The sequence below is a fragment of the Pseudarthrobacter sp. GQ63 genome (genome assembly GCF_059758765.1).
This window is the reverse complement of sequence record NZ_JCAXEF010000012.1, coordinates 15,476-39,193: the sequence shown is the minus strand read 5'-3', so window position 1 is coordinate 39,193 and position 23,718 is coordinate 15,476. Positions and strand designations below refer to the sequence as shown.

24 protein-coding genes and 1 tRNA gene are annotated in these 23,718 nt (G+C 65.3%); 16 read left to right on the top strand and 9 right to left on the bottom strand.

The genetic code is table 11. The annotated features are described in order from the left end of the window. Nucleotides 1-100 precede the first annotated feature (100 nt). The 5 genes from AC6CHP_RS16830 (at nt 101) to AC6CHP_RS16810 (ending at nt 4,709) form a co-directional block, all read left to right on the top strand. Nucleotides 101-2,401 (top strand): carbon starvation CstA family protein, encoded by a 2,301-nt coding sequence (locus AC6CHP_RS16830; protein WP_377195620.1) that lies wholly within the window; start codon nt 101-103, stop codon nt 2,399-2,401. Then, nucleotides 2,401-2,604, top strand: a complete 204-nt coding sequence (locus tag AC6CHP_RS16825; protein WP_377195621.1) for a YbdD/YjiX family protein — start codon at nt 2,401-2,403, stop codon at nt 2,602-2,604. The genes AC6CHP_RS16830 and AC6CHP_RS16825 overlap by 1 nt, the downstream gene beginning before the upstream one ends. A 78-nt stretch (nt 2,605-2,682) precedes the next feature. Beyond that, nucleotides 2,683-3,315 carry a bacterial proteasome activator family protein gene (locus AC6CHP_RS16820; protein WP_104189065.1) on the top strand — a complete coding sequence of 211 codons (633 nt, stop codon included), beginning with the start codon at nt 2,683-2,685 and terminating at the stop codon, nt 3,313-3,315. An 8-nt stretch (nt 3,316-3,323) separates the two neighbouring features. Further along, nucleotides 3,324-3,800 carry a hypothetical protein gene (locus AC6CHP_RS16815; RefSeq protein WP_377195622.1) on the top strand — a complete coding sequence of 159 codons (477 nt, stop codon included), beginning with the start codon at nt 3,324-3,326 and terminating at the stop codon, nt 3,798-3,800. 63 nt (nt 3,801-3,863) lie between these two features. Then, on the top strand, nt 3,864-4,709 hold the full coding sequence (locus AC6CHP_RS16810) for an aldo/keto reductase (RefSeq protein WP_498231138.1): 846 nt from the start codon (nt 3,864-3,866) through the stop codon (nt 4,707-4,709). A 94-nt stretch (nt 4,710-4,803) separates the two neighbouring features. On the opposite strand, the gene AC6CHP_RS16805 is transcribed toward AC6CHP_RS16810, so the two are convergent. Further along, nucleotides 4,804-4,989: a hypothetical protein gene (locus AC6CHP_RS16805; protein ID WP_427117966.1), complete on the bottom strand. Its 186-nt coding sequence runs from the start codon at nt 4,987-4,989 to the stop codon at nt 4,804-4,806. 38 nt (nt 4,990-5,027) lie between these two features. Continuing rightward, on the bottom strand, nt 5,028-5,996 hold the full coding sequence (locus tag AC6CHP_RS16800; protein WP_498231136.1) for a hypothetical protein: 969 nt from the start codon (nt 5,994-5,996) through the stop codon (nt 5,028-5,030). Nucleotides 5,997-6,643: 647 nt separating this feature from the next. Here AC6CHP_RS16800 and AC6CHP_RS16795 point away from each other — a divergent pair. Beyond that, entirely contained in the window at nt 6,644-8,077 is a 1,434-nt protein-coding gene (locus tag AC6CHP_RS16795) for a hypothetical protein (RefSeq protein WP_498231134.1), read from the top strand. Between the two features lie 194 nt (nt 8,078-8,271). Here the strand turns inward: AC6CHP_RS16795 and AC6CHP_RS16790 are convergent. The 4 genes from AC6CHP_RS16790 to tmk all read right to left on the bottom strand — a co-directional run bounded on the left by AC6CHP_RS16790 (nt 8,272) and on the right by tmk (nt 11,868). Next, a tRNA-Thr gene (locus AC6CHP_RS16790) sits at nt 8,272-8,344 on the bottom strand. Between the two features lie 103 nt (nt 8,345-8,447). Further along, the gene (locus AC6CHP_RS16785; protein ID WP_498231132.1) at nt 8,448-10,013 is read right to left on the bottom strand and encodes an alpha/beta hydrolase; all 1,566 of its coding nucleotides are present in this window, start codon (nt 10,011-10,013) and stop codon (nt 8,448-8,450) included. Between the two features lie 17 nt (nt 10,014-10,030). After that, the gene (locus AC6CHP_RS16780; RefSeq protein WP_188732370.1) at nt 10,031-11,173 is read right to left on the bottom strand and encodes a DNA polymerase III subunit delta'; all 1,143 of its coding nucleotides are present in this window, start codon (nt 11,171-11,173) and stop codon (nt 10,031-10,033) included. Continuing rightward, the gene (tmk, locus tag AC6CHP_RS16775) at nt 11,170-11,868 is read right to left on the bottom strand and encodes a dTMP kinase (protein ID WP_498231130.1); all 699 of its coding nucleotides are present in this window, start codon (nt 11,866-11,868) and stop codon (nt 11,170-11,172) included. The genes AC6CHP_RS16780 and tmk overlap by 4 nt, the downstream gene beginning before the upstream one ends. Before the next feature lie 115 nt (nt 11,869-11,983). Between tmk and AC6CHP_RS16770 the strand changes: the two genes are divergently transcribed. Together AC6CHP_RS16770 and AC6CHP_RS16765 are read left to right on the top strand one after the other, a co-directional pair. After that, nucleotides 11,984-13,174, top strand: a complete 1,191-nt coding sequence (locus tag AC6CHP_RS16770) for a trans-sulfuration enzyme family protein (RefSeq protein WP_498231128.1) — start codon at nt 11,984-11,986, stop codon at nt 13,172-13,174. Between the two features lie 9 nt (nt 13,175-13,183). Beyond that, nucleotides 13,184-13,537: a DUF2516 family protein gene (locus AC6CHP_RS16765; RefSeq protein WP_104189078.1), complete on the top strand. Its 354-nt coding sequence runs from the start codon at nt 13,184-13,186 to the stop codon at nt 13,535-13,537. A 95-nt stretch (nt 13,538-13,632) separates the two neighbouring features. Here the strand turns inward: AC6CHP_RS16765 and AC6CHP_RS16760 are convergent, their stop codons facing one another. Next, complete coding sequence (locus AC6CHP_RS16760) at nt 13,633-14,478, bottom strand: O-methyltransferase (RefSeq protein WP_498231127.1); 846 nt, start codon at nt 14,476-14,478, stop codon at nt 13,633-13,635. Between the two features lie 95 nt (nt 14,479-14,573). On the opposite strand from AC6CHP_RS16760, the gene AC6CHP_RS16755 reads away from it, so the two are divergent. Then, nucleotides 14,574-15,320 (top strand): phosphoglyceromutase, encoded by a 747-nt coding sequence (locus AC6CHP_RS16755; protein ID WP_498231125.1) that lies wholly within the window; start codon nt 14,574-14,576, stop codon nt 15,318-15,320. An 88-nt stretch (nt 15,321-15,408) separates the two neighbouring features. Here the strand turns inward: AC6CHP_RS16755 and phoU are convergent, their stop codons facing one another. Next, nucleotides 15,409-16,071 (bottom strand): phosphate signaling complex protein PhoU, encoded by a 663-nt coding sequence (phoU, locus tag AC6CHP_RS16750; RefSeq protein ID WP_104189080.1) that lies wholly within the window; start codon nt 16,069-16,071, stop codon nt 15,409-15,411. 205 nt (nt 16,072-16,276) lie between these two features. On the opposite strand from phoU, the gene AC6CHP_RS16745 reads away from it, so the two are divergent. Together AC6CHP_RS16745 and AC6CHP_RS16740 are read left to right on the top strand one after the other, a co-directional pair. Further along, a complete protein-coding gene (locus AC6CHP_RS16745; RefSeq protein WP_498231207.1) occupies nt 16,277-17,533 on the top strand; it encodes a sensor histidine kinase in 1,257 nt (418 codons plus the stop codon). Continuing rightward, nucleotides 17,530-18,210, top strand: a complete 681-nt coding sequence (locus AC6CHP_RS16740) for a response regulator (RefSeq protein WP_066273817.1) — start codon at nt 17,530-17,532, stop codon at nt 18,208-18,210. The genes AC6CHP_RS16745 and AC6CHP_RS16740 overlap by 4 nt, the downstream gene beginning before the upstream one ends. A gap of 113 nt (nt 18,211-18,323) precedes the next feature. Here AC6CHP_RS16740 and AC6CHP_RS16735 read toward each other — a convergent pair whose 3' ends face one another. Then, entirely contained in the window at nt 18,324-18,887 is a 564-nt protein-coding gene (locus AC6CHP_RS16735) for a hypothetical protein (RefSeq protein WP_427117979.1), read from the bottom strand. A 257-nt stretch (nt 18,888-19,144) separates the two neighbouring features. Here AC6CHP_RS16735 and AC6CHP_RS16730 point away from each other — a divergent pair, with 257 nt between their 5' ends. The 5 genes from AC6CHP_RS16730 to rlmB all read left to right on the top strand — a co-directional run bounded on the left by AC6CHP_RS16730 (nt 19,145) and on the right by rlmB (nt 23,627). Next, nucleotides 19,145-19,627, top strand: coding sequence for a CarD family transcriptional regulator (locus AC6CHP_RS16730; protein ID WP_011690592.1), 483 nt, complete (start codon nt 19,145-19,147; stop codon nt 19,625-19,627). Between the two features lie 122 nt (nt 19,628-19,749). After that, the gene (gene ispD / locus AC6CHP_RS16725) at nt 19,750-20,532 is read left to right on the top strand and encodes a 2-C-methyl-D-erythritol 4-phosphate cytidylyltransferase (protein WP_498231122.1); all 783 of its coding nucleotides are present in this window, start codon (nt 19,750-19,752) and stop codon (nt 20,530-20,532) included. A gap of 2 nt (nt 20,533-20,534) precedes the next feature. After that, a complete protein-coding gene (ispF, locus tag AC6CHP_RS16720) occupies nt 20,535-21,050 on the top strand; it encodes a 2-C-methyl-D-erythritol 2,4-cyclodiphosphate synthase (RefSeq protein WP_238340877.1) in 516 nt (171 codons plus the stop codon). 9 nt (nt 21,051-21,059) lie between these two features. Continuing rightward, nucleotides 21,060-22,535: a cysteine--tRNA ligase gene (cysS, locus tag AC6CHP_RS16715; RefSeq protein ID WP_188732363.1), complete on the top strand. Its 1,476-nt coding sequence runs from the start codon at nt 21,060-21,062 to the stop codon at nt 22,533-22,535. A 102-nt stretch (nt 22,536-22,637) separates the two neighbouring features. Next, entirely contained in the window at nt 22,638-23,627 is a 990-nt protein-coding gene (rlmB, locus tag AC6CHP_RS16710) for a 23S rRNA (guanosine(2251)-2'-O)-methyltransferase RlmB (protein ID WP_066273821.1), read from the top strand. Nucleotides 23,628-23,718 lie beyond the last annotated feature (91 nt).

The following is a 23,718-nucleotide window of genomic DNA, read 5'->3' as shown; positions in this document are numbered from 1 at the left end:
ACCGCACGTTTCTGCGCCACCTGGCAGAACGCCTCTGGAATGGGGCTGCGGGTTGGTAGGGTGCGTCACAGCAGAAGCGAAACAATCTCAAGGAGGAGACATGGCCGAAACGCCTGATCAACGGAGGAATGCATCCGGGGAAAGGGGCGTGGTGGCCACCGACCCGGCCCTGCCCCCGACTGCCATTGATGAGGAAGTCCGCGAGGCAGAAGACCGGAAATGGACGCCGGGAAAGATTGCGCTGTGGGCCGGCATTGCCCTGCTGGGCGGCCTGGCCTGGTTCATGCTGGCCATCATCCGCGGTGAGACCGTCAACGCTATTTGGTTCGTGTTTGCCTCGGTGTGCACGTACCTCATCGGCTACCGCTTCTACTCCAAGGTCATCGAGCGCTACATCACCCGGCCTGACGACCGCCGTGCCACCCCGGCTGAGTACAAGGCCGATGGCAAGGACTACGTCCGGACTGACCGCAATGTCCTGTTCGGCCACCACTTCGCCGCCATCGCCGGTGCCGGACCGTTGGTGGGTCCTGTCATTGCAGCCCAGATGGGCTACCTGCCCGGCACTATCTGGATCATCATCGGCGTCGTCCTTGCCGGCGCCGTCCAGGACTACCTGGTGATGTTCTTCTCCATGCGGCGCGGCGGCAGGTCCCTGGGACAGATGGCGCGCGAGGAGCTTGGCGTCATTGGCGGCACAGCGGCCCTCATAGCCACCCTGCTGATCATGGTGATCATCGTCGCCATCCTCGCGCTCGTCGTCGTCAATGCCCTGGGCGAAAGCCCGTGGGGTGTCTTCTCCGTGGGTTTGACCATCCCCATCGCCCTGTTCATGGGCGTCTACCTCCGCTACCTCCGGCCCGGCAAGGTCATGGAAGTGTCGCTGATTGGGTTCGTCCTGCTGATGGCGGCCATCGTCGGCGGCGGCATCGTGGCCGAAACCCCGTGGGGCGCCGACATCTTCAGCCTGGACAAGGTCACCATCGCGTGGGGGCTCATTGTCTACGGCTTCATTGCCGCCATCCTGCCCGTGTGGCTGCTCCTGGCACCCCGGGACTACCTTTCAACGTTCATGAAGATCGGCGTCATCGTGATGCTCGCGCTGGCCATCGTTGTGGTCCGCCCGGAAATCACTGTTCCCGCCTTCAGTGAATTCGCCAGCAGGGACAACGGACCCGTGTTCCCGGGGGCCCTGTTCCCGTTCCTGTTCGTCACCATCGCCTGCGGTGCCCTCTCCGGCTTCCACGCCCTGATCTCGTCCGGCACCACCCCGAAGCTCGTGGAGAAGGAACGCCAGACCCGATTCATTGGCTACGGCGGCATGCTGATGGAGTCATTCGTGGCCATCATGGCCCTGGTGGCCGCCATTTCCATCGACCGCGGACTCTACTTCGCCATGAACTCGCCGGCCGCGCTGACCGGCGGAACGGTGGAAACGGCAGCCACCTGGGTCAACAGCCTGGGCCTGGCCGGAGTGAACATCACTCCGGAGTTCCTGTCCCAGACAGCAGCCAACGTCGGTGAGGAAAGCATCGTTTCCCGCACCGGCGGTGCTCCCACCCTGGCTGTGGGCCTCGCGCACATCATGCAGCAGTTCATTGGCGGTACCGCCATGATGGCTTTCTGGTACCACTTCGCCATCATGTTCGAAGCCCTCTTCATCCTCACCGCTGTGGACGCCGGCACCCGTGTTGCCCGCTTCATGCTGCAGGACTCGATTGGAAACTTTGTCCCCAAGTTCAAGGAGCACTCCTGGCGGCCCGGCGCCTGGCTCTGCACCGCCATCATGGTGGGGGCCTGGGGCGCGGTGCTGCTGATGGGCGTCACCGACCCTCTGGGCGGCATCAACACGCTGTTCCCGCTGTTCGGTATCGCCAACCAGCTGCTCGCGGCAATCGCATTGTCCGTGTGCCTTGCCATCGTGGCGAAGCGCGGCACGTTCAAGTACTTGTGGATCGTTGCCCTGCCGCTCAGCTTCGCTGCCGTGGTGACCATCACCGCGAGCTACCAGAAGATCTTCTCGTCCACGCCCGCGGTGGGCTACTTCGCCAACAACGCGGCGTTCAGCAAGGCCCTCGCAGAAGGGAAGACGGAGTTTGGGACGGCGAAATCCGTGGCGGCCATGGAGGCGGTCGTGCGGAACACGGCCATCCAGGGCTGGCTTTCAGTGATCTTCGTGGTGCTCAGCATCATTGTGATCGCGACGGCGTTGCTCGCCACGGCCAGGGCCTTCCGCAACCGCGCGGACGTCACCGCCGTCCAGGACAACGAGGACCCTGCCCTTCCGTCGCGGGTCTTCGCCCCTGCCGGAATTATCCCCACACCCGCCGAACGGGAGCTGATGGCGGAGTGGGACAAGGTGCCGGCGGAGCTCAGGTTCGAAAGGGGTGGCCACCACTGATGGCGGCGGGACTGGCTGTGCTGACGCGGGGAGTCCGGGGCGTTGCCCGGTATGTCGGCGGCGTCCTGGGCGCGGACGCGTACGCCAAGTATCTGGAGCACCACAGGGCGGCCGGCCACGTGGATGCGCCGCTCACGGAGAGGGAGTTTTGGCGTGACCGGACAGACCGCCAGGACAGCAATCCGCAGGGCCGGTGCTGCTGATTGAGCTTGCAGCGGACAAACCGTCAGGTGGCTTCATCCGGTGGGTCGCGGGTGGATCGCTCATGAGAGTATGAACGCATGAGCGATCCACAAGACACTCAGCCAGCTGAGGACCTCCCGGTAGAAGGCACTCCCATTGACGACCGGCAGCCGCCGGTGCACGCCCACCCCGGTCCTCCTGAGGGCATGAGGCCTAAGGGGAGCAACCTTCAGGACCTGGTGGATGAGCCGGCCAAAGTGATGCGGATCGGAACAATGATCAGGCAGCTCCTGGAGGAAGTGAAGTCCGCACCCCTGGACGAGGCTGCCCGGGGCAGGCTGGCCGAGATCCACGAGCGCTCCATCAAAGAGCTGGAAGACGGACTGGCTCCGGAGCTGGTGGAGGAGCTGGACAGGATCAGCCTTCCCTTCTCCGACGACGGCACTCCCTCGGACGCTGAACTCCGCATAGCCCAGGCCCAGCTTGTGGGATGGCTCGAGGGGTTGTTCCACGGGATCCAGACGGCGATTGCCGCCCAGCACGCGGCCCGCGAGCACGCGGCCGCGCAGATGCAGTTGCGCCAGCTGCCGCCAGGAACCATGATTGCCCCCGGCGTGGTCATCGGGGAAAACGGTGAGCCGCAAAGGGCCGCCGCAGGTTCGCGCTCGGGCAATTCCGCGCGGCCAGGCCAGCGGGACGACCCGGACCACGGTCCCGGGCAATACCTGTAAGGGTGCGCTTGGGCTTTTTCAGCGCCGCCAGGCAGGGGCGCAAGGATGATGCGGAACTGGGGAAGGGGCTGTGGCGCCGCGCCCACGACCGCTTCCAGCGGGGATTGGACCGCTTCCACCAGGTCCTGGAAGGCGTTGAGGACGACCAGCTCTACGGTGAACTGCTCGAGATAGCCAACGAGCTGGCTGCCCTCCTCGAAAGGGTACGGCTCGTGTGCATGGAAGCGCAGCGGCGTTCACCGAATGAAGGCCTGGATATTCCGGTTGGCCTGGCCGGCGTGCACCGTGCCCTGTCCAAGGCCGGCAACTCGCTGGCCACCACGGCGGAGGCGGCCGCCATGCTCCGGCTCGCCGTGGGCCCGGTCCCGGTAGGTGCGGCGTCCGTCCGGCGGCGCGCCGAGTCCGTCTTCCAGCAGGTGGCCGACGCCGAGCGCCACCTCAGCGAGGAGGGCCCGGGACCGTGGCAGGCGGATATTCCCGGTTAAGCGCCTGGCTTACTTCCGGCCAATTCCCTCCTGGCGGGCGCCGGGGTTTGGCAGGATGGTCGAATGACTCTTTCACCTACACTGACGTTCAATGACGGAAACACGATTCCCCAGCTTGGCTATGGCGTCTGGCAGGTTGAGGACGACGTCGCCGAAAAGGTGGTCCGGCAGGCGTTTGAAGCGGGCTTCCGCCACATCGACACCGCCAAGATCTACGGCAACGAGGCAGGCGTAGGGCGGGCGATCGCCAGCTCCGGCCTTTCCCCGGAGCAGCTCTTCATCACCACCAAGCTCTGGAACGCTGACCAGGGCTATGAGTCCACCCTGGAAGCCTTTGAGGCATCGATGGACAGGCTGGGACTCGAGACGCTGGACCTGTACCTGATCCACTGGATGCAGCCCAAGCAGGACAAATACCTGGACACCTGGAAGGCGCTGATCGAGCTCCAGAAGCGCGGCAGGGTCAAGTCCATCGGCGTATCCAACTTCACCGCCGAGGGCCTGCAGCGGCTCATCGATGAAACGGGCGTTGTCCCGGCCATCCACCAGATTGAACTGCACCCGTACTTCAGCCAACGTGAACTGCGCGAGTTTGGTGCTTCGAAGGGCATCCTGACCCAGGCCTGGTCACCGCTGGGCCAGGGCGGCGAGCTGCTTGAGGACGCTACGGTGGCCTCCATTGCCGCCAAGCACGGCGCCACGCCCGCGCAGGTCGTCATCGCCTGGCACCTCGCAATCGGCAACGTGGTGATCCCCAAGTCCGTCACGGAATCCCGGATCCGCGAGAACTACGCGGCTCTCGAGGTAACCCTGGATGCGGACGACATCGAGGCTATCAACGCGCTTGACCGCTCGGCCCAGGGCGAAGGCCGCATCGGCGCAGACCCGGCTGTTTCCGACTTCGCGTAGCCGCCAGACGGCGCCCGCGCGAGGGCTTTAGCCGCGCACTGCCGCCCTGCCTGTTCTGTACAGGCGGGGCGCTTTGCGTTTAAGCAGGAACGGGTCAGGCGGCTGTGCGGAGCTGCCCTACGGCCACGGCGTCGACGACGGCCCAGCTGTCCTCCCCGGCGCAGTGCCGGCTGGCGAAGCGCTCCGCCTCTGCCAGGGTGTCAAAGACCTCAGCCCGCGCCCGGCCGCAGTCGGCGTCGAAGTACGTGACGTGAAATTCCTGTACCAGTTGCTTTTCCATGAATCCAGTCTGCAACCGGGGTCTGACAATCACGGGAATCAGTCCCGCGTGTTGCCCAGCCGAAGGACCCGTTCCTGTGCAAGGACTGCCGTCCGCTCGGCTTTGTCCGCGGCCCGCACCGCCTGTTTCGCCTCGGCGACGGTGGCCGCCAGCTTCTTCTTTGAGCGCTCCAGCTGCTCTTCTGCTGTCCTCAGCCGGGCACGAAGATCTGCGGTCTCCCGGAGGAGTTCCGCGATGCCGGTCCGTAAGTCGTCGGCCTGGTCCTGCAGCTCCTGTGCCGCCTGCGCCGCCCCAGCCTTTGCTGCCTGCGCTTCTTCTAGGGCCGCCCTGGCCCTTTCCAGCGCCGGCGGTGACGCGGGCCGCGGAGTCTGCCGGACCGCCTCAAGCCGCGGCTTGTCCGGCGTGCGCTGTCGCGGCGCTGCCGCCGTCGTACGCATGTTCCTGCCAGTGGAGGCCGCTGGCGCTGAGGCGGGAGCCGCTGCGGCGGGCGGCAGGACCGAAGGGACCGCCACGGTGCCGTCCAGGTCAACGGCGTTTACGCCGTCTGCCTGCAATGTCTTGAGCAGGCGCCCGCTCCGCACGGCCGCCGCTGCTCCCTCATCCGCTGTCAGCGCGCGGAGTGTCTCCTCCACCTCGCCTGCCATGGAATCGCTGATGGCCCGGCCGTGTTCCTGGGCCACCGAACGGGCGGTGTCGACGGCGACGGCGAGCGAAGTGCGGCGCTCACGTCCCAGATCACGCAGCGACGCGGCGTCCAGCGACACCTGTGCCGCGCGCATCCTGCCGCCGAGTTCCGTCAGCTGGGCCAGGACATCCGGTTGATGCACAGCCAGCATATTCACCGCCCAGGCGGCAACCGAGGGCTTCGGCAGTGCCCGCACCGCAGCCGCCAGCTCTTTGTCCGCCGAGGCTGCTTCCTTGGCAGCACTGGCCCGGGCTGCCACAAAATCTTCCAGCGGCCCGGCGTAGAGCTGGTTGGCGACCTCTGCCAGGACCTTGTCTTCCATGCACGCCATCTTAGATACCCGACGCACACGCGCCCCTGTAACCGGCGGCATGACGCCGCCGGTTGTTGGGCCGACCGTGGTAACTGCCGCAACCGCGCGGGCTCCAGTTCTCGTCACGGCCCTTGACCAAGAGCCCACGATGGTCAGCAGGAGCGCGCCGCCAGGCGCCAGAGCGTACGCATCACGCCATCCCCTCGGGGGAGGCAAGTTTCCAGGACATGCCCCACCCTCACCCAGGGCATACGCTTCGGTGCCCTGCCCACCTAAGACGTGGTGATTGATGCAGATATCCTCCGGCGGCGCCTCCGCCGGAGTTCCTTGGTCAGAGACGCCCTCCGAAGGTGTTCATCCCGGGCTTGGGCGCGCCCGGGACCCTGCATGATCAGCCACGGATACGATGCCACTGCATCATTGGAAGCTTTCAAGGGGGAAGCATGTCTAAAACCATTCCGCAGGCACCGAAGAGGTCTCGTGCCTGGATCTGGCTGATTGTAATCGGCCCCATTCTGAGTGTTGTTGGTCTCATCACAGGTTTCGCCAGTGCAGGATCGGCGTGCCGAAGCGTCGTTGGCCCGAAGGAAGGGTTGGTCACGTCGTACGGGACGTTGCAGGGCATGGGTGGTGGGGAACGCACCTGTGAGTGGGTCATGGACACCTTGGCTGTGCCGACGTGGACCTTCATCGTGCTGGGACTCGTCCTGTTCCTCACCGGGATCATCGTCTCCGCCACCAGGAAGCGGGCATATGTTGCCGGGGAACAGCGGCCTAGAAAACAGGGAGTCAATCGGCGGTCGATTCTTCAGGGTGCGGTGGCGTTTTTCGCGACGGCCCTGGCCGGCGCGGCTCCGGCGTACGCGAATGGAAACGTCCGGTACGTCAGCGCATCAGGTTCGGACAGTAATCCGGGAAGCGTGACGGCACCCTGGCGCACGCTTGCCAAGGTACGCTCAGCCATGGCATCGGGCGACCTGCAACGCGGCTCCACTGTCCTGTTCAAGCGCGGGGACGACTTTTACGGGTCCATCCATATGCCGTCCCTGATCGGATCTTCAGGAACGCTGACTATCGGGGCGTACGGTGAGGGAGCTCGGCCTCGCTTGCTGGGCTATAAGGTGAGCAAGGCTGCATGGACGCAGTACAGCGGGAACATTTGGAAGCTGAACATCGCGGCGAACAGTGGCCAGTATTCGGGCAACACGTCCGAGGCTTCCACCAACGTGGGATTTCTGAAGGCTGCTGGCATGATTCACGGCCGGAAACGTTGGGCTATTTCCGAGTTGGCGGCAGACTGGGAGTTTTTCAGCGACTCCACGTACGTGTACGTTCGCTTGGGGGTAAACCCTGGGGCGGGCGTGGCCATTTCCGTTCAACGGGACATTCTGCGGCTGGCCTCGCATACCACAGTGCAGGACCTGTACCTTGGCGGCACCGGAGCGCATGGTGTTACTACCGGCGGCAAGAACGTTGTTATCCAGCGGAACGAAATCGAGTGGATAGGCGGTTCTGCCCTCTCGGGAACTACGCGATACGGCAACGGGGTGGAACTATACGTGGGCGCGGCGAGGGTCATGATCCGGGAGAACGCGGTCCGGCAGACGTACGACGTCGCGCTGTCGGCACAGGGTACCGGCACGGCAGGCTGGACCGACATTACGTGGGAATCCAATCGGCTTGAGAACTGCAACATGTCGCTGGAACTGTGGGGTAAGGGCGGCGGCACGGGATTTCTTAGGTGCAGGTTCATAAACAACACCTGCATTGACGCCGGCTACTCGTGGGCTGCGCTCATCCGGTCCGACCGGGACGGCAAGGGAACGCACCTGTTGACCTATTCCATGGAAGTCCCTGTGGACGTGGAAATCACGGGCAACAGTTTCCTCGGGGCGCGGGACAACTACACCCGCAACAGCGGGGACAGGCAGATACCCGCCGGGATCATCACCCATCGCAACACCATCAAGCTGGGCACCGGTAAAAAGATCGCGTACGGGGTTGAAAACCCGGAGACCAGCGAACAGGCCGCGCAATGGCAGGCGCGGACGGGCAGGGAGCAGGCCTCAGTCTTCGCTGTGAGTTACTGACGGCCTGAAACAAAGGAAACCGGCCATCCCAGCAGCGCACGTACTACCGTCGTAGCCTGGACACGCTGCGACGGTAGCTCTGCGTCCGCGGGTAACAATTCCAGCGCCGGCTGTGGACCTCAAAGGGGGTTACCGCTTAACCAGCGAAAAACCCCGGAAACCCCTAAAGCATGGGTTGTCCGGGGTTTATCCCGAGCTTCCTATCAGAATCGAACTGATGACCTTTTCATTACGAGTGAAACGCTCTACCGACTGAGCTAAGGAAGCACCGCACGAATCTCCGGCAAAACCGGGCGCTTCATGCAAGAGTCAACTGTAATAGAGTCCCCGCGCCCGGGTCAAAATGGGCGGCCGGGACAGGGTGAGGCCTTCAGCACACCGTGTTGTCGGCGGGAACCTGGCCGCTTACCAGGTAGCTGTCCACGGCGTCCTCGATGCAGCTGTTGGACCGGCCGTACGCGGTGTGGCCTTCGCCTTCCCACGTGAGGAGTGCAGCGTTGCCCAGCTGCTTGCGCAGCGATGACGCCCATTCCACCGGGGTGGCAGGGTCGCCGGTGGTGCCGATGACAACGATGGGGGAGCCGCCGCTGTATTCCACCGGCGACGGCGTGCGCACGCTCTCATACGGCCAGTCCACGCAGTTTGTGCCTCCGTATGCAAAGAAGTACCCGAAGGTGGGTGAGTCCTGCATCAGGCGCTGCTGCTCCGCACGCATGGCGGCTGTCTCGGACTCCATGGGGTAGTCAAGGCAGTTGATGGCATTGAAGGCGAAGGTGGAATTGGACGTATACGTCCCGTTGGAAGAGCGGTCGGCCCCCAGGTCTGCGAGCCGCAGCATGAGGCTGACGTCTCCCGTCATTGCCGCTTCCAGGGCCTGAGTGAGGGCGGGCCAGCTTTGGTCGTTGTACAGCGGCGTGATCAGGCCGCTGACGAACATGGTGGCATTTACCACCCGCCCGTCCTTGGCGGTCGGCGGCGTTTGCTGGACCGCGGCGATCAGGTCGCGGATCTGCTGGACACCGGAATCCACGTCCCCGCTCAGGGGGCATCCGTCCTGCCCCTGGCAGCTGGCAACATAGGCGCGGATTGCCTTCTCGAAGGCACGGGCCTGCCCGCTGGTCAGCTCCTCGTTGCTGATGGAGGGGTCCAGCGCTCCATCCAGCACCATCCGTCCCACATTGTCAGGGAACAGGGAAGCGTAGGTTGAGCCCAGGAACGTGCCGTAGGAGTAGCCAAGATAGTTGAGTTTCGGATCATTGACCACGGCCCGAAGAACGTCCACGTCCTTAGCGGAACTGACCGTATCGATGTTTCCCAGCACCGGACCCGTCTGCTCCTCGCACTGGGCCGCAGTTGCCTTGTTGTCCGCCAGGACCTCGGCAAGTCCGGCATCGGTTTCGAGGTCGTAGATCTTGGACCTGGCGGCATCCCGTTCGGCGTCGGTCATGCACGTGACGGGGGCTGAGCGTTTCACGCCCCGGGGGTCAAAGCCCACAAGGTCGTAGGAATCCCGTACAGCCTGGGAAAAATGTGTCCCGGCCGCATCCTTGACGAAGTCATAGCCTGACGCACCCGGACCGCCCGGGTTGACCAGGAGGCTGCCCGTTTTCTTTCCCGTGCTTGGAGCCCGCAGCGCGGCAATCTGGATTGTCTCGCCGTCGGGGTTGCCGTAGTCCATGGGCACCGTCACGCTGGCGCACTGGAACTCGTTCTCGCATGGCTCCCAGACGACCTCCTGGGAGTAGAACTCCTCAAGACCTTCCGGTGCAGATGCAACGATCGACGGGTCGGCCTTGGCAGTGGCGGCCTCCTGGCTGCGGTCTTCTCCATTCAGGAGGCTGCAGGACGCCAGGACCATGGCCAGGACCATGGCCCCGAGGGCACGGACGCCAACCGCCGCGAATCGCGGGCGTACGGGCAGGGGGCGGGCAGTCATCGGGTCTCCTTGAAGGACTAGATCAGGCTGGCTGCCATGGACTCAATGGTCAACAGCGGTGCAACGTTAGTGGTGGTGATGCGTTCGCGGGCTTTGTTGATGGCATCCATCCGGGCAAGCGTTGACTCCGGCGTGGAGCGGTGGGCGAACGCCTCCAATTCACCCCTGAGCTCAACGTTTACGAGCTCCACGGCATTCCCCAGCTGGATAATCAGCACATCACGATAGAAGGACAGAAGATCCGTCAGCGTCCGGTCCAGCGAGTCCGTGATGGACCGTTTGGCCCGCCTCTTCTGGTCGTCCTCCAGCTGCTTTACCTGGCTGCGCATGGCCGGAGGAAGCGTCCCGGATTCCGGTGCGCCCAGTGTTGCCAGCAGCGCGGCCTTCTCCGCAGCGTCCCGTTCCTCATTGGAACTGTTGGCCTCTGCGGTGGCGATCTTGACCAGCTTGTCTGCCATCATCACTGCAGCAGTGACGCCCCGCAGGCCGAGCGGGAACCGGACAGTTTCCAGCCGGCGCTCCCTCGCAGCGGGGTCGCGCGCCAGCCGGCGGGCAATGCCAACATGGCTCTGCGCCGCCCGGGCGGCACGCTCAGCGAGCGCCGGATCCACGCCGTCGCGCTTCACCAGCAGGGCAGCGACGTCAGCGGCAGGCGGCAGCCGCAAAGCCACGCTGCGGCAGCGCGAACGGATGGTCACCAGGACGTCCGCCGGGGACGGGGCGCACAGCATCCACACGGTCCGGGGAGTGGGTTCCTCGATGGCTTTGAGGAGGACGTTGGTGGTGCGTTCGGCCATGCGGTCCGCATCCTCCACCACGATGATGCGCCACCGACCTGTCGAGGGCCTGTTGCCGGCCGTGGCCACCAGTTCCCGGGCTTCGTCAATGGTGATGGTGACCTTCTCGGTCCGGACGAACGTGACGTCCGAATGGGTCTCACCCAGGATGGTCAGGCAGGCGGAGCAGTGGCCGCATCCGCGCTGGCTGACGTCGTCCTGGTCGCAGTTCAGTGCCGCGGCAAAGGCCTTCGCCGCGTTCGAGCGCCCGGAGCCCGGCGGGCCGGTAAAAAGCCACGCGTGCGTCAGCCCCTCGCCGCTGGAGGCCTGCCGCAGTTGTTCGACGACGGCGGGTTGCCCTTGCAGGTCGTCCCACACCGTCACGGCCGGCCACCTGCCGACGGCTCATGTCCCGGAAGAACATCTGCCGGGACGCTGTGATGCGCGGCCAGGAGGCTTTCCACCCGTTCAAGAATCTGTTCCGCCAGCTCTCCGACAGGGTGATGGGCGGACAGCACGAGGTAGGACTCCGGACGGCTGCGGGCCATCCCCAGGAAGGCCTCCCGGATACGGGTATGGAAGTCATCAGCTTCAGATTCCAGCCGGTCTTCGGCAGCATCGCCGGCTGTCCGGCGGCGGCGGCCGACGGCGGGGTCGACATCCAGCAGGACGGTGAGGTGGGGCTGCAGGCCGGAAGTGGCCCACCCATTAAGGGACCGTACGGCGTCCTCGCCCAGTCCGCGTCCTGCCCCCTGGTAGGCCACCGACGAGTCGATGTAACGGTCCGTCAGGACGATCTCACCGCGTTCCAGGGCAGGACGGATGACCTGGGTGGCGTGCGCGGCCCGGGACGCGGCAAAGATGAGCGCTTCCGTGCGGGCATCGATGTGGCCGTGGCCGTGATCCAATACCAGTGAACGCAGTTTTTCGCCGATGGGAGTTCCGCCCGGCTCACGGGTACGCAGGACGGTGAGGCCCCGGGATTCCAGGACTTCTGCAAGCCGGGCAGCCTGCGTTGATTTGCCGGCGCCGTCGCCGCCCTCAAACGCGATGAAAAGCCCGGCCCTTTGTTTGCTCACCCATCAAGCGTACCGATCCCCGCTGACAAAACCGATCGGGCCTGTGGACGGAGGCCGGGTGCACCTGCGGGTAACAGCTTTCCGGGGGACTGCTGACGGACAGTACGCTTTCACCATGAGTCTCTCCGAACAGCAGGCCGCGGCGCTCTCAGCCGAAACGGTGGTGGTTGCGGCCGGGCGTCCCCCCAGGGAAAGGGACCAGCCGGTCAACCACCCAGTCGTCCTTTCCTCCACATACTTTGGCACCGGGGCCCTCGGGGACGGCGACCGCGGGTACGGCCGGTATTCCAATCCCACCTGGGATCCCTTCGAAGAAGCGCTCGGCCAGCTTGAAGGTTCCAAGCTGCCGGGGCTGCTCTACTCATCAGGGCTTGCGGCGGTCAGCTCGGCCCTTTCCCTGATCCCCCCAGGGGGAGTTCTGGTGATGCCCGCGCACAGCTACTCCGGGTCCTTGGTGATGGCTTCGGAACTGGCGCAGAAGGAATTCGTCGAACTGCGCACCGTGGACATTGCCGACACGGATGCCGTCAAGGCCGCCCTGGCACCGAACGGACCCAACGCCCGGGCTGCTTCCATGCTGTGGCTGGAAAGCCCCACTAACCCGATGCTCGGCATCGCCGACGTCCAGGCCCTGACGGCTGCGGCGCATGCCGTCGGCGCTATCGTCGTCACGGACAACACCTTCTCCACACCCCTGGTGCAGCAGCCCCTGGCCTTGGGGTCCGACGTCGTCCTGCACTCGGTGACGAAGTATCTGGCTGGCCATTCCGACGTCGTCCTGGGCGCCCTGGTGACGTCCAACGCGGACATCCGCTCGGCCCTGCTCCACAACCGGACCATCCACGGCGGGATTGCGGGACCCTTCGAGGCCTGGCTGGCGCTGCGCGGCCTGCGGACCCTGGCGCTGCGGATAGAACGCTCCCAGGCTTCTGCCATGGTGTTGGCTGAACGCCTTGGTGCACACCCGGCCATCGAGTCCATCCGTTTCCCGGGCCTGCCCGCGGATCCCGGCCATGAACGGGCAAAGGCGCAGATGAAGGGGTTTGGCTCCATCATCTGCGTGCAGGTTGCCCCTGCCTCAGGGCTGAGCGGCGCTGACACTGCTGACAAACTCGTCCGCGCGCTGCAGCTGTGGCTCCCCGCGACGTCGCTGGGCGGCGTTGAGTCCCTCATTGAACGACGACGGCGGCACACCGCCGAGCCGGTGAGCGTTCCGGAGAATTTGGTGCGGCTCAGTGTGGGAATCGAAAACGTGGAGGACCTCTGGGCCGATTTGAAGCGGGCGCTGGACTCGCTGGGCGGCTAGGCTGGGCTTGTGGACGGTGAACTGATTATTCGGCCTGTAGAGCAGGCAGTGTTCTTTATTCTTGCCCTGGTGGCCCTGGGCCTTGAGCTGTGGGCTGTGGCCGACTGCGCCCGGCACCGTGCCAACGCGTTCGAGGCCACGGGCAAGAGGACCAAGGCTTTCTGGCTGGCACTGACCGGCGGAGCAGCCCTGATCGGTGTCATCTCGTTCTTCGGCAGCGGAGGCGGCTTTTTCGGCACGCTGGGCCTGTTCGGACTCGCGGCCGTGGTGGCCGCGTCCGTTTACTTGGCGGACGTGCGGCCGGCAGTCAAGGACGCAGGCCGGGGCGGCAGCCGCAACACCGGCCCCTATGGTCCCTGGTAAGCCTGCCGCTGGGCTGACTGCGCCTTTCACACTACAAGCCCCACAGGTTAGCTAGGCCAGGGAGCCTGCCCGCGGGAACCCTGCTTCCGGCGCCGTCAGGCCAGGGGAGCTACGGCGTCCCAGCCCACGGTGAACTCGCCCAGCCGCCACCGGGCGGGCCCGTCCTGCACCGGCCAGCCCGCGTCCCGCAACGTCCGGCACATGCCCTGCCACCGCTGCCTGTTCCCGAAGGAAGCCAGCGGCGCGCACTCCAGCCAGGCCCGGTCCATGGCCTGCATCAGGGCGTGCACCGGTTCTCCGGGAACGTTGCGGTGGATCAGGGCCTTGGGCAGTCTTTCGGCAACGTCCGAGGGCAGTTCGAAGCTGCCGAACCGGACAGAGATGCTGAGGGACAGGGGCCGTTCTGCGTCCAGCGCCACCCAGGTGACGCGCCGTCCGATCTCATCGCAGGTGCCGTCGATGAACAGGCCGCCAGGGCTCAGGCGGTCCTGCACCAGCCGCCAGATACCGGGAACGTCAGCTTCCTCGTACTGCCGCAGGACGTTGAACGCCCGCACCAGGACCGGCCGTCCCGGCACGGGCAGTTCGAAGCCGCCCACCCGGAAGCTCAAGCCGGGCCGTTGCAGGGGGAGGGCGGCGCGAACGCGTTCGGGCTCAATCTCGATTCCAAAGACCTGCACATCCGGGCGGACGGCAGCGAGCCGGTCAAAGAGTTCGACGGCGGTGGCGGGCGTCGCGCCATAGCCCAGGTCCACCACCAGGGGATCGGCGGCGTTCCGGAGCCGCCAGGCCTGAGGCCCGGCCAACCAGCGGTCCACCCGGCGCATGCGGTTGGGATTGGTGGTTCCGCGGGTCACGTTGCCCACCGGCCTGCCCGGCCTGCCGGTGCTGTTCCTGCCGGAAATCTGCGGGGCAGTCACCCGTTCAGCCTTTTGCACCACGGCCCCACCTTATCCCTGCAGCCGGAGGTGGCGCGTCACCGGACCGGCTTGTAACGCTGGGCAGGCGGCGGCAGCGCTCGGCTAGGATGAAAATCATGACTTACAAGCTGATTCTGCTGCGCCACGGCCACAGCGAATGGAACGCCAAGAACCTGTTCACCGGCTGGGTGGACGTAGACCTCAACGACCAGGGCCGCACGGAAGCAGCACGCGGCGGCGAGCTCCTGGTTGAGAACAATGTTCTCCCGGACATCCTCTACACCTCCCTGTTGAAGCGGGCCATCAACACTGCGAACATCTCCCTGGACAAGGCTGACCGCGGCTGGATCCCGGTGAAGCGCGACTGGCGCCTGAACGAACGCCACTACGGCGCCCTGCAGGGCAAGGACAAGGCCCAGACCCTTGCAGAGTACGGCGAGGAGCAGTTCATGGAATGGCGCCGCTCCTACGACACCCCTCCGCCGCCCCTGGACGACGACTCCGAGTTCTCCCAGGCGCACGATCCCCGCTACGCGGACCTGGGTGACGCACTCCCGCGCACGGAATGCCTTAAGGACGTCCTGGTCCGCCTGCTGCCGTACTGGGAATCGGACATCAAGGCGGACCTCAAAGCCGGCAAGACCGTCCTGGTCACGGCCCACGGCAACTCCCTGCGCGCCCTGGTCAAGCACCTGGACGGTATCAGCGACGAAGCCATCGCCGGCCTGAACATTCCCACTGGCATCCCGCTGGTGTACGACCTGGATGAGAACTTCCAGCCGATCAAGCCCGGCGGCACCTACCTTGACCCGGAAGCCGCGGAGCAGGCCATCCTGGCGGTAGCGAACCAGGGCAAGAAGTAAGGCATTAAACAACGACGGCGGGCTGGTCACCTCAGGTGACCAGCCCGCCGTCGTCTGTTCCCGTAAAACTCCCGAGGGTTTAGAGCGTTTAGCTGTGTTCTGTCCCGGTGGGCTGCCAGGCGCCGGTCACCAGGTAGGTGACCTTTTGGGCCACTGAAACGCCATGGTCCGCGAAGCGTTCGAAGTAGCGGCTGGCGAGTGCAACATCCACCGTGGTGGCGGGCGATTCTTTCCACTCCGGTGCCGCGATGGCCTTGAAGACGCTGAGGTGGAGGTCGTTGATGGCCGTATTCGCCTTCAGGATGTCCCTCGCCACCTCAAGGTCGCGGGTTTCCAGGAGGACGGTCAGCTTGTCGGCGATCTCCTGGTCCAGCTCGGCCATGCGCTTGAAGGTGCCGGTCATGGATTCCGGAATGACAGTGGACGGGTAGCGCAGGCGTGCCAGCTGGGCAATGTGACGGGCAAGGTCTCCCATCCGCTCGAGGGAAGCGCTCATCCGCAGCGAGCCCACAATCATCCGCAGGTCGCTGGCCACCGGCCCCTGCAACGCCAGGATGTCGATGGCGCGCTCATCGAGGCTGTTCTGCAGGAAGTCGATGCGGGCATCCGCAGCGATGACGTCCTGCGCAAGGTCCACGTCAGCCACTTCGAAGGAGGTGGTGGCCTTGTCCATCGCTTCGCTGACCAGCCGGGAGATCTCCACGAGCTGGTCGCCGACCTGGGTCAGCTCTTCCTGAAAAACCTTACGCACGTGGGCGTCCTTTCCTTGTAACTCCCGCCGGCCCAAGTCCGGGCAGCGGGAATCGCGTCGCCAATCGGCACTCCAACTGGCTACTCTGCCAGCGCCGGGTGAACGGCGAGGCCCTTGAAGGTGAACGTTAGTTGAACCGTCGCAAGAGGAGGCCCGGACGCGCCGATCAGCGCCTTCCAGAGCATAAGGTGGAGCTGTGGATCCTATGCTCATCGGCTTGGTGGCCGGCCTTGTCGGCCTGGCGCTCGGCACGTTCGGCGTGCTCGCGTACCGGGTCAGCGAGCGGCAGCGGCAACTGCTGGACGTGGACACCGAAGAACCGGCCCTGCCGCCGGGCGCTGCCGAGGTGCTGGCCGTCGTCGGCCGCGCCTTCGTGGTGGTGGACGCTGTGGACGGCGTGGTCCGGGCCAGCCCGGCAGCCTACGCCTACGGCCTTGTCCGCGGCCACACCGTGGTCCACAAGGAACTGCTGGACATGACGGCGGGCGTCCGGCGCGACGGCGTCATCCTGGAGAAGCAGCTGGAGCTTCCCCGCGGCCCGCTCGGCCAGGGAACCATCATCGTCCAGATCCGGGCCGCGATGCTCGGTGAGGAATACATCCTGCTGCTCGCGGATGACCGCACAGAGATCACCAGGACAGAAGAGATCCGGAACGATTTCGTAGCCAACGTTTCCCATGAGCTGAAAACCCCCGTGGGTGCCATTTCGCTGCTTGCTGAAGCCTTGGAGTCCTCGGCGGATGACGAACTTGCGGTCAGGCGCTTCGCTAAACGCATGCACAAGGAGTCAGGCCGGCTGGCCGCACTGGTGCAGGACATCATCGAGCTGTCCAGGCTGCAGGGGGCCAGCGTGGCGCAGCAGGGCAGGCCGGTTGATGTCAATGCCGTCATAGCCGAGGCGGTGGACCGCTCCCAGCTTCCGGCGGAGAGCAAGAACATCCGGATCGTGGTGGGCGGGCGGACCGACGCGAAGGTCTTCGGGGACCAGGACCTGCTGGTCACCGCGCTCCGTAACCTGATCGACAACGCCATCCGCTACTCCCCGGAAAACACCCGGGTGGGGATCGGCGTCCGCAGCAGGGAAGGCCTGGTCTCCATCTCTGTGACGGACCAGGGTGAGGGACTCAGCCCCGAGGACCAGGAACGCGTCTTTGAACGGTTCTACCGGGTGGACTCGGCACGGTCCCGCCATACCGGCGGCACCGGCCTGGGCCTGAGCATCGTCAAGCATGTGGCCTCCAACCACGGCGGCGAGGTGACCCTGTGGTCCCAGCCAGGGCAGGGATCCACGTTCACCCTCCGGCTTCCCGAAATGGAAGGCCAGGACGGCGGGGAACAGCCGGATCCTGCCGCCGCCCCCGCTGCCCCCGCCGCCGCGGGCTCCCGGACGAGCCCGGACGAGCCACATGTCACCCAAGGACCCGGCGCCGCCGGCGCAACAGAACGAGGAGCAACAGCTTGAGCAGGATCTTGATTGTCGAGGATGAGGAGTCGTTCAGCGATCCCCTGTCCTATTTGCTGGGCAAGGAAGGCTTTGAGGTGGAGGTCGTGGACAACGGCCTGGACGCCATCACCGAATTCGACCGGAACGGCGCGGACCTGGTGCTGCTGGATCTGCAGCTTCCCGGACTCTCCGGCACGGAAGTGTGCCGCCAGCTCCGCCAGCGGTCCAGCGTCCCGGTGATCATGCTGACGGCCAAAGACGCCGAAATCGACAAAGTGGTGGGTCTGGAACTTGGCGCCGACGACTATGTCACCAAGCCCTATTCGTCCCGCGAGCTCGTGGCAAGGGTCAGGGCAGTACTGCGGCGCCAGGGCGAACCGGAGGAACTCGTCTCCTCCACCGTGCAGGCTGGGCCGGTGCGGATGGACATTGAACGCCATGTGGTCAGCGTGGGCGGAGAACAGGTGCTGCTGCCGCTGAAGGAGTTCGAGCTCCTCGAAATGCTGCTGCGCAACTCGGGCCGGGTGCTCACCCGCGGCCAGCTGATCGACCGTGTGTGGGGTTCCGACTATGTGGGGGACACCAAGACCCTGGACGTCCACGTGAAGCGGTTGCGCGGCAAGATCGAGCCGGATCCCTCAGCCCCGCGGTTCCTGGTCACCGTGCGGGGGCTGGGCTACAAGTTCGAGCCGTAAGGCGCCGGCGGACGTGCCGCAGGACAGGAAACAGTTTACGAATGACATACAAAAGGAGGGGCCGCCAGGCCCCTCCTTTTGTGTGCTTGACTGCTGGCGGCCAGCGCGGCTGCCTAGTGGTCGTCGCCCCCGGCGGCTTCTTCGGATTCGGACGGCGACGGGCTGGCGGAGGTGGGTGCAGGAGTGCTCCCGGCCGGCAGGTATTCCTTGTACTCGGGCAGCGTGGTGTCCAGCACGGGAACCTTCACCGTGTTGCTGACGTTGGTGCCGTCCTCGCTGATCTTGACGTCCACGAGCGAGCCCGGGATTCCGCCCGTGGTGCTGAGGATGGCTTCGTCGGAGCTCTCGTTAAGCAGGGTGGAGGAGTTGGCCTTGACGGGAACTTCGGTCTGCGAACCTTCCGCGCCGTTGACCGTGAGGGTCACGTCCTGGGAGGAGGAGTTGTAGACGGCGCCGATCAGGCGGCCCGGCTGGTCCTCGCCCGCGGAGACGATCAGGATGTTGCGGAGCTGGAGCGGGCCGAGGTCGGCGATGATGCCGTCCGACGCCTGGTACCGGGCGGTGGTCTGCTGGGAATTGGTGTACCCGCAGCCCGACGCCAGCAGGCCCACGCCAAGGGCGGCTGCCGTCAGTGCCAGTTTGCCGCGCTGGGCCCGGGTCATCGCAGTGAAACGCACGTCGCGTACTCCTCAAGAGTCTTGAAACATTAATCACGCATAGCCTATCCGCAAAGCAGGCCAAACGAGGATTCGGCGGTGTCACATCACCCTTCCTTCAGGCCCTCTGCATGCACTATTATCCGTGTTCGTCAAGGGGGTGGAGGGGGCCGATTAGGCCTATTTTCCGCGTATTTCTGCGGTTCCCGGCCCTCTTCCCGGCCGGTCATATGCCTGAATCGTGATAAACTGGTCAGCGGGAAAGGGGAAATGTCCACATGGTATTTGAGGTCGGCGAGACAGTAGTTTACCCTCACCACGGTGCTGCGAAGATTGAAGAAATCAAGATGCGCACCATCAAGGGCGAAGAGAAAATGTATCTCAAGCTCAAGGTGGCCCAGGGTGATCTGACCATTGAAGTTCCAGCAGAGAACGTTGACCTTGTTGGGGTTCGGGACGTAGTGGGCAAGGAAGGCCTGGAGCACGTATTTGATGTGCTTCGTGCTGAGTTCACGGAAGAACCCACCAACTGGTCACGTAGGTACAAGGCAAATCTGGAGAAGCTTGCTTCCGGTGACGTCATCAAGGTTGCAGAGGTCGTCCGCGACCTGTGGCGCCGCGATCACGACCGGGGCCTTTCCGCAGGCGAGAAGCGAATGCTGGCCAAGGCCCGGCAGATTCTGATTTCAGAACTGGCGCTGGCTGAGAAGACCGACGAAGAGAAGGCTGCAAGCGTTCTCGACGAGGTCCTGGCTTCCTAAGAATTGAACCCCGGTGTCACCCACGTGGTGCCGGGGCTTCTTTTTGCCCAAAATCCTGCCCCTGAAGATTCAACCCCAGGTGTTCAGGCGCCGGCGGCCTGCAGGGACGTAGGCTAGTCCGCATGAGCGAAACACCCACCCGCCCGGTCACCGCAGTGATCCTGGTGGCAGCAGGTTCAGGGCAGAGGCTGGGCTACGGCATCCCGAAAGCGGCGGTTCCGCTGGGCGGCGAACCTATCCTGATGCATGCCCTCCGCGGCATTGTGGCCTCCGGAACCGGCAGCCAGGTGTGCATCGCGCTGCCCCCCGGAGAGGATACGCTCCGCAGGCTGTGCGAGGAGTTCCGGCAGGAACTGGCCGACGGCGGTCCCCTCCTTTCCATTGTGGACGGCGGCGCCACCCGGGCAGAGTCCGTCCGCGCCGGCATGGCGGCCCTGATGGACGGCATAGAGGCAGTGCTGGTGCACGATGCCGCCCGTGCCCTCACGCCCGAGTCGGTCTTCCACCGCGTCACTGACGCACTTGCCGCAGGGGCCGCTGCAGTCATTCCTGCCGTAGCGGTGGTGGACACCGTCAAGACAGTCGCGGCCACCACGGGGAAGGACGCCGACCTGGCGCCGGAGGTGGTGACGGGAACAGCGCCCCGCGAGGAACTCCGTGCGGTGCAGACTCCCCAGGGGTTCCACCTCGACACGCTGCTGAAAGCGCACGAGGCTGCGCGGAGCCTGGACCAGAACGAGTCAGCAGCGGTCACCGATGACGCAATGCTCGTGGAAATGCTCGGGATCCCCGTCCACGTGGTCAGGGGGTCCACCCAATCCCTGAAAATCACCACTCCGCTGGACCTCATCCTCGCCGAAGGGCTCCTGGAGGGCCCGCTTGGTGCGCGCTGGGTGGAAGGCTAGAAATGGAACCTGCGGAAATGATCATTCCCCGCACCGGCATCGGCCTGGACGTACACGCCTATGCCCCCGAAGACCAGCCCTGCCCGCTGTGGCTTGGCGGACTGCTGTGGCCGGGGGAGCGCGGCCTCGCCGGGCACTCCGACGGTGATCCAGTGGCCCATGCGGCTGCGGATGCGCTGTTCTCCGCCGCCGGGCTGGGGGACCTGGGCACGCACTTCGGAACGGACCGGCCCGAGTTCGCCGGCGCCGCAGGAACCACGCTGCTGGCCGAGGCTGCGCGGATTGTCCGCGCTGCCGGGTTCGAGATCGGCAACATTGCCGTCCAGTTCGTCGCCAACCGGCCCAAGTTCGGGCCGCGCCGGGAGGAATCGCAGCAGGTCCTGAGCGACGCCGCCGACGCGCCGGTGAGTGTCACGGCCACCACCAGCGACCACCTTGGATTCACCGGCAGGGGAGAAGGCATCTCCGCAGTGGCCACCGCTTTGGTGTATCCAAGGCCGCACCTTCCCATCAGCTAATCTGGAGCGGTGACCCTGCGCTTCTATGACACTGCCTCCGCCGAAGTCCGGAACTTCGTGCCCCTCGTCGAGGGCAAGGCCAGCCTCTACTATTGCGGGGCCACGGTGCAGGGCATGCCCCACGTGGGCCATATCCGCTCAGCCATCGCTTTCGACCAGCTCACCCGCTGGCTGACCTACCGCGGCTTCCGGGTCACGGTGGTCCGGAATGTCACGGACATCGACGACAAGATCCTGGCCAAGTCCGCAGAGTCCTTCGAACCCGGCTTCGACTCCGGACCTGACTCGGTGCGCGAGGAAGAGTGGTGGGCGCTGGCCTACCGTTACGAACAGGAATTCCTCAAGGCCTACGACACCCTGGGTGTCTCCCGGCCCACCTACGAGCCGCGCGCCACCGGCCACATCCCCGAGATGCACGCCCTGATCAGCCAGCTGATCGACCGCGGCCACGCCTACCCCGCCCTGGATGGCTCCGGAGACGTGTACTTCGATGTGCGTTCCTGGAGCAAGTACGGTGCCCTGACCCGGCAGAACATTGACGATATGCAGGCAGCGCCGGACGTCGAGGCCCAATTCAGCAACAGGAAAAAGGACCCCCGCGACTTCGCCTTGTGGAAGGGCTCCAAAGAGGGAGAGCCGACGACGGCGAGCTGGGCCTCCCCGTGGGGCGCCGGCCGTCCGGGCTGGCACCTGGAATGCTCCGCAATGGTCACCAAATACCTTGGCACCGAGTTCGATATCCACGGCGGCGGCCTTGACCTTCGCTTCCCGCACCACGAGAACGAAATGGCCCAGTCCCAGGCCGCAGGCCACCCGTTCGCCAGCTTCTGGATGCACAACGGCATGGTGACGTACGAGGGCGAAAAGATGTCGAAGTCCATCGGCAACACCATCAGCCCGGCCGAGATGCTCGAACTGGCATCGCCGCGGGTGGTCCGCTACTACCTGGGGCAGGCACACTACCGCTCCGTCCTGGACTACCGTCCCACTTCCCTGCAGGAGGCCGCGGCCGCCGTCGAACGCATTGATGGGTTCATTGCCAAAGCCACTACACGCTTTGGATCCGGCGCCGGCCTCGTCGAGGGCAACACCGGCACCGCCGCCGGCGCGCTGCAGGCGTTCTCCGAGGCCATGGACGATGACCTCAACGTCCCGCGGGCCCTGGCTGCGCTGCATGAGACAGTGCGCGCCGGTAACACGGCCCTTGCCGAAGGCTCCGACCAGGACGGCCGTGACGCGCTGGCAGCGGTCATGACCATGACTGAAGTCCTTGGGCTCGACGCCGTCCAGCAGCCCCTCGAGGGCGGCGGCACGGAACACGCCGCCCTGGGTGTACTCGTTGAAGCCCAGCTCGCCGCCCGCGCCGAAGCACGGGCCACCAAGGACTGGGCCGCCTCGGACGCCATCCGGGACACCCTGGCCGCGGCCGGCGTGGTGGTGGAAGACGGACCGGACGGTCCCACCTGGAGCCTGAAGCGGGACTGACCGGGCCGCCGCCAGCAGGCACTTGGCTCCGGAGCGGGCGATTTTTCCTGGTTCAGTAGACTGGTAGGCAGACTCAGTCAACACAATCAAGGGTGGAACACAATGGCCAACAATGGTCGCCGATCGGTTAAAGCGAAGAAGGGCCCAACCATCGGGACCGGTGGCCACGGCCGCAAGGCCCTGGAAGGCAAGGGCCCCACGCCCAAGGCGGAGGACCGCCCGTACCACAAAGCGCACAAGGCCAAGCAGCTCTCGGAACGGTCCGCAGCCAAGCGCAACCCGGGCGCCCGCAGCGCCGGGGCAGCCCGGTCCGGTCCCAAGGGCCGCGCCACCGAGGAAGTCGTCACCGGCCGCAACTCGGTCGTGGAAGCCCTGCGCGCCGGCATCCCGGCCAAGGCACTGCACGTCGCCATCCGCATCGAAATGGACGACCGCGTCAAGGAATCGCTGAAGCTGGCCGCCGAGCGCGGCATCCCGCTGCTGGAAACAGGCAAGCCTGAACTGGACCGGATGACCGATGACGCCGTGCACCAGGGCCTGGTGCTGCAGATTCCGCCTTATGACTACCAGGATGCCTACGAACTGGCTGAAGACACGGTCGACAAGTGGAAGAAGGGGCACATCTCCAATGCGCCGCTCTTCGTGGCGCTGGACGGCATTACCGATCCCCGCAACCTCGGCGCCATCATCCGCTCGGTTTCCGCCTTCAGCGGCCACGGCGTCATCGTCCCCGAACGCCGCTCCGTGGGTGTGACCGCCTCGGCGTGGAAGACCAGTGCCGGTGCCGCAGTCCGCGTACCCGTGGCACGGGCATCCAACCTCAACAACGCCCTGAAGCAGTTCAAGAACATGGGGATTTTCGTCCTCGGCCTGGACGGCGACGGCGACGTTTCCCTGCCTGACCTGACGCTTGCCACCGAACCCGTGTGCATCGTGGTGGGCTCGGAAGGCAAGGGCCTCAGCAGGCTGGTCCGCGAGAACTGCGACCAGATCGTGTCCATTCCCATTGATTCCGCCATGGAATCGCTGAACGCCTCCATGGCCGTGGGCATCTCCCTCTACGAAGTCTCCCGGCAGCGGGCAGCCAAGTAGGAGCGGGCGGGCACCTCCCCGCTGCAAAATCCCTTCCCTGAGCAGTACCCGGCGCAGCCAAGGCGTCCGGGCAGGACACGTGCCGCTGGCG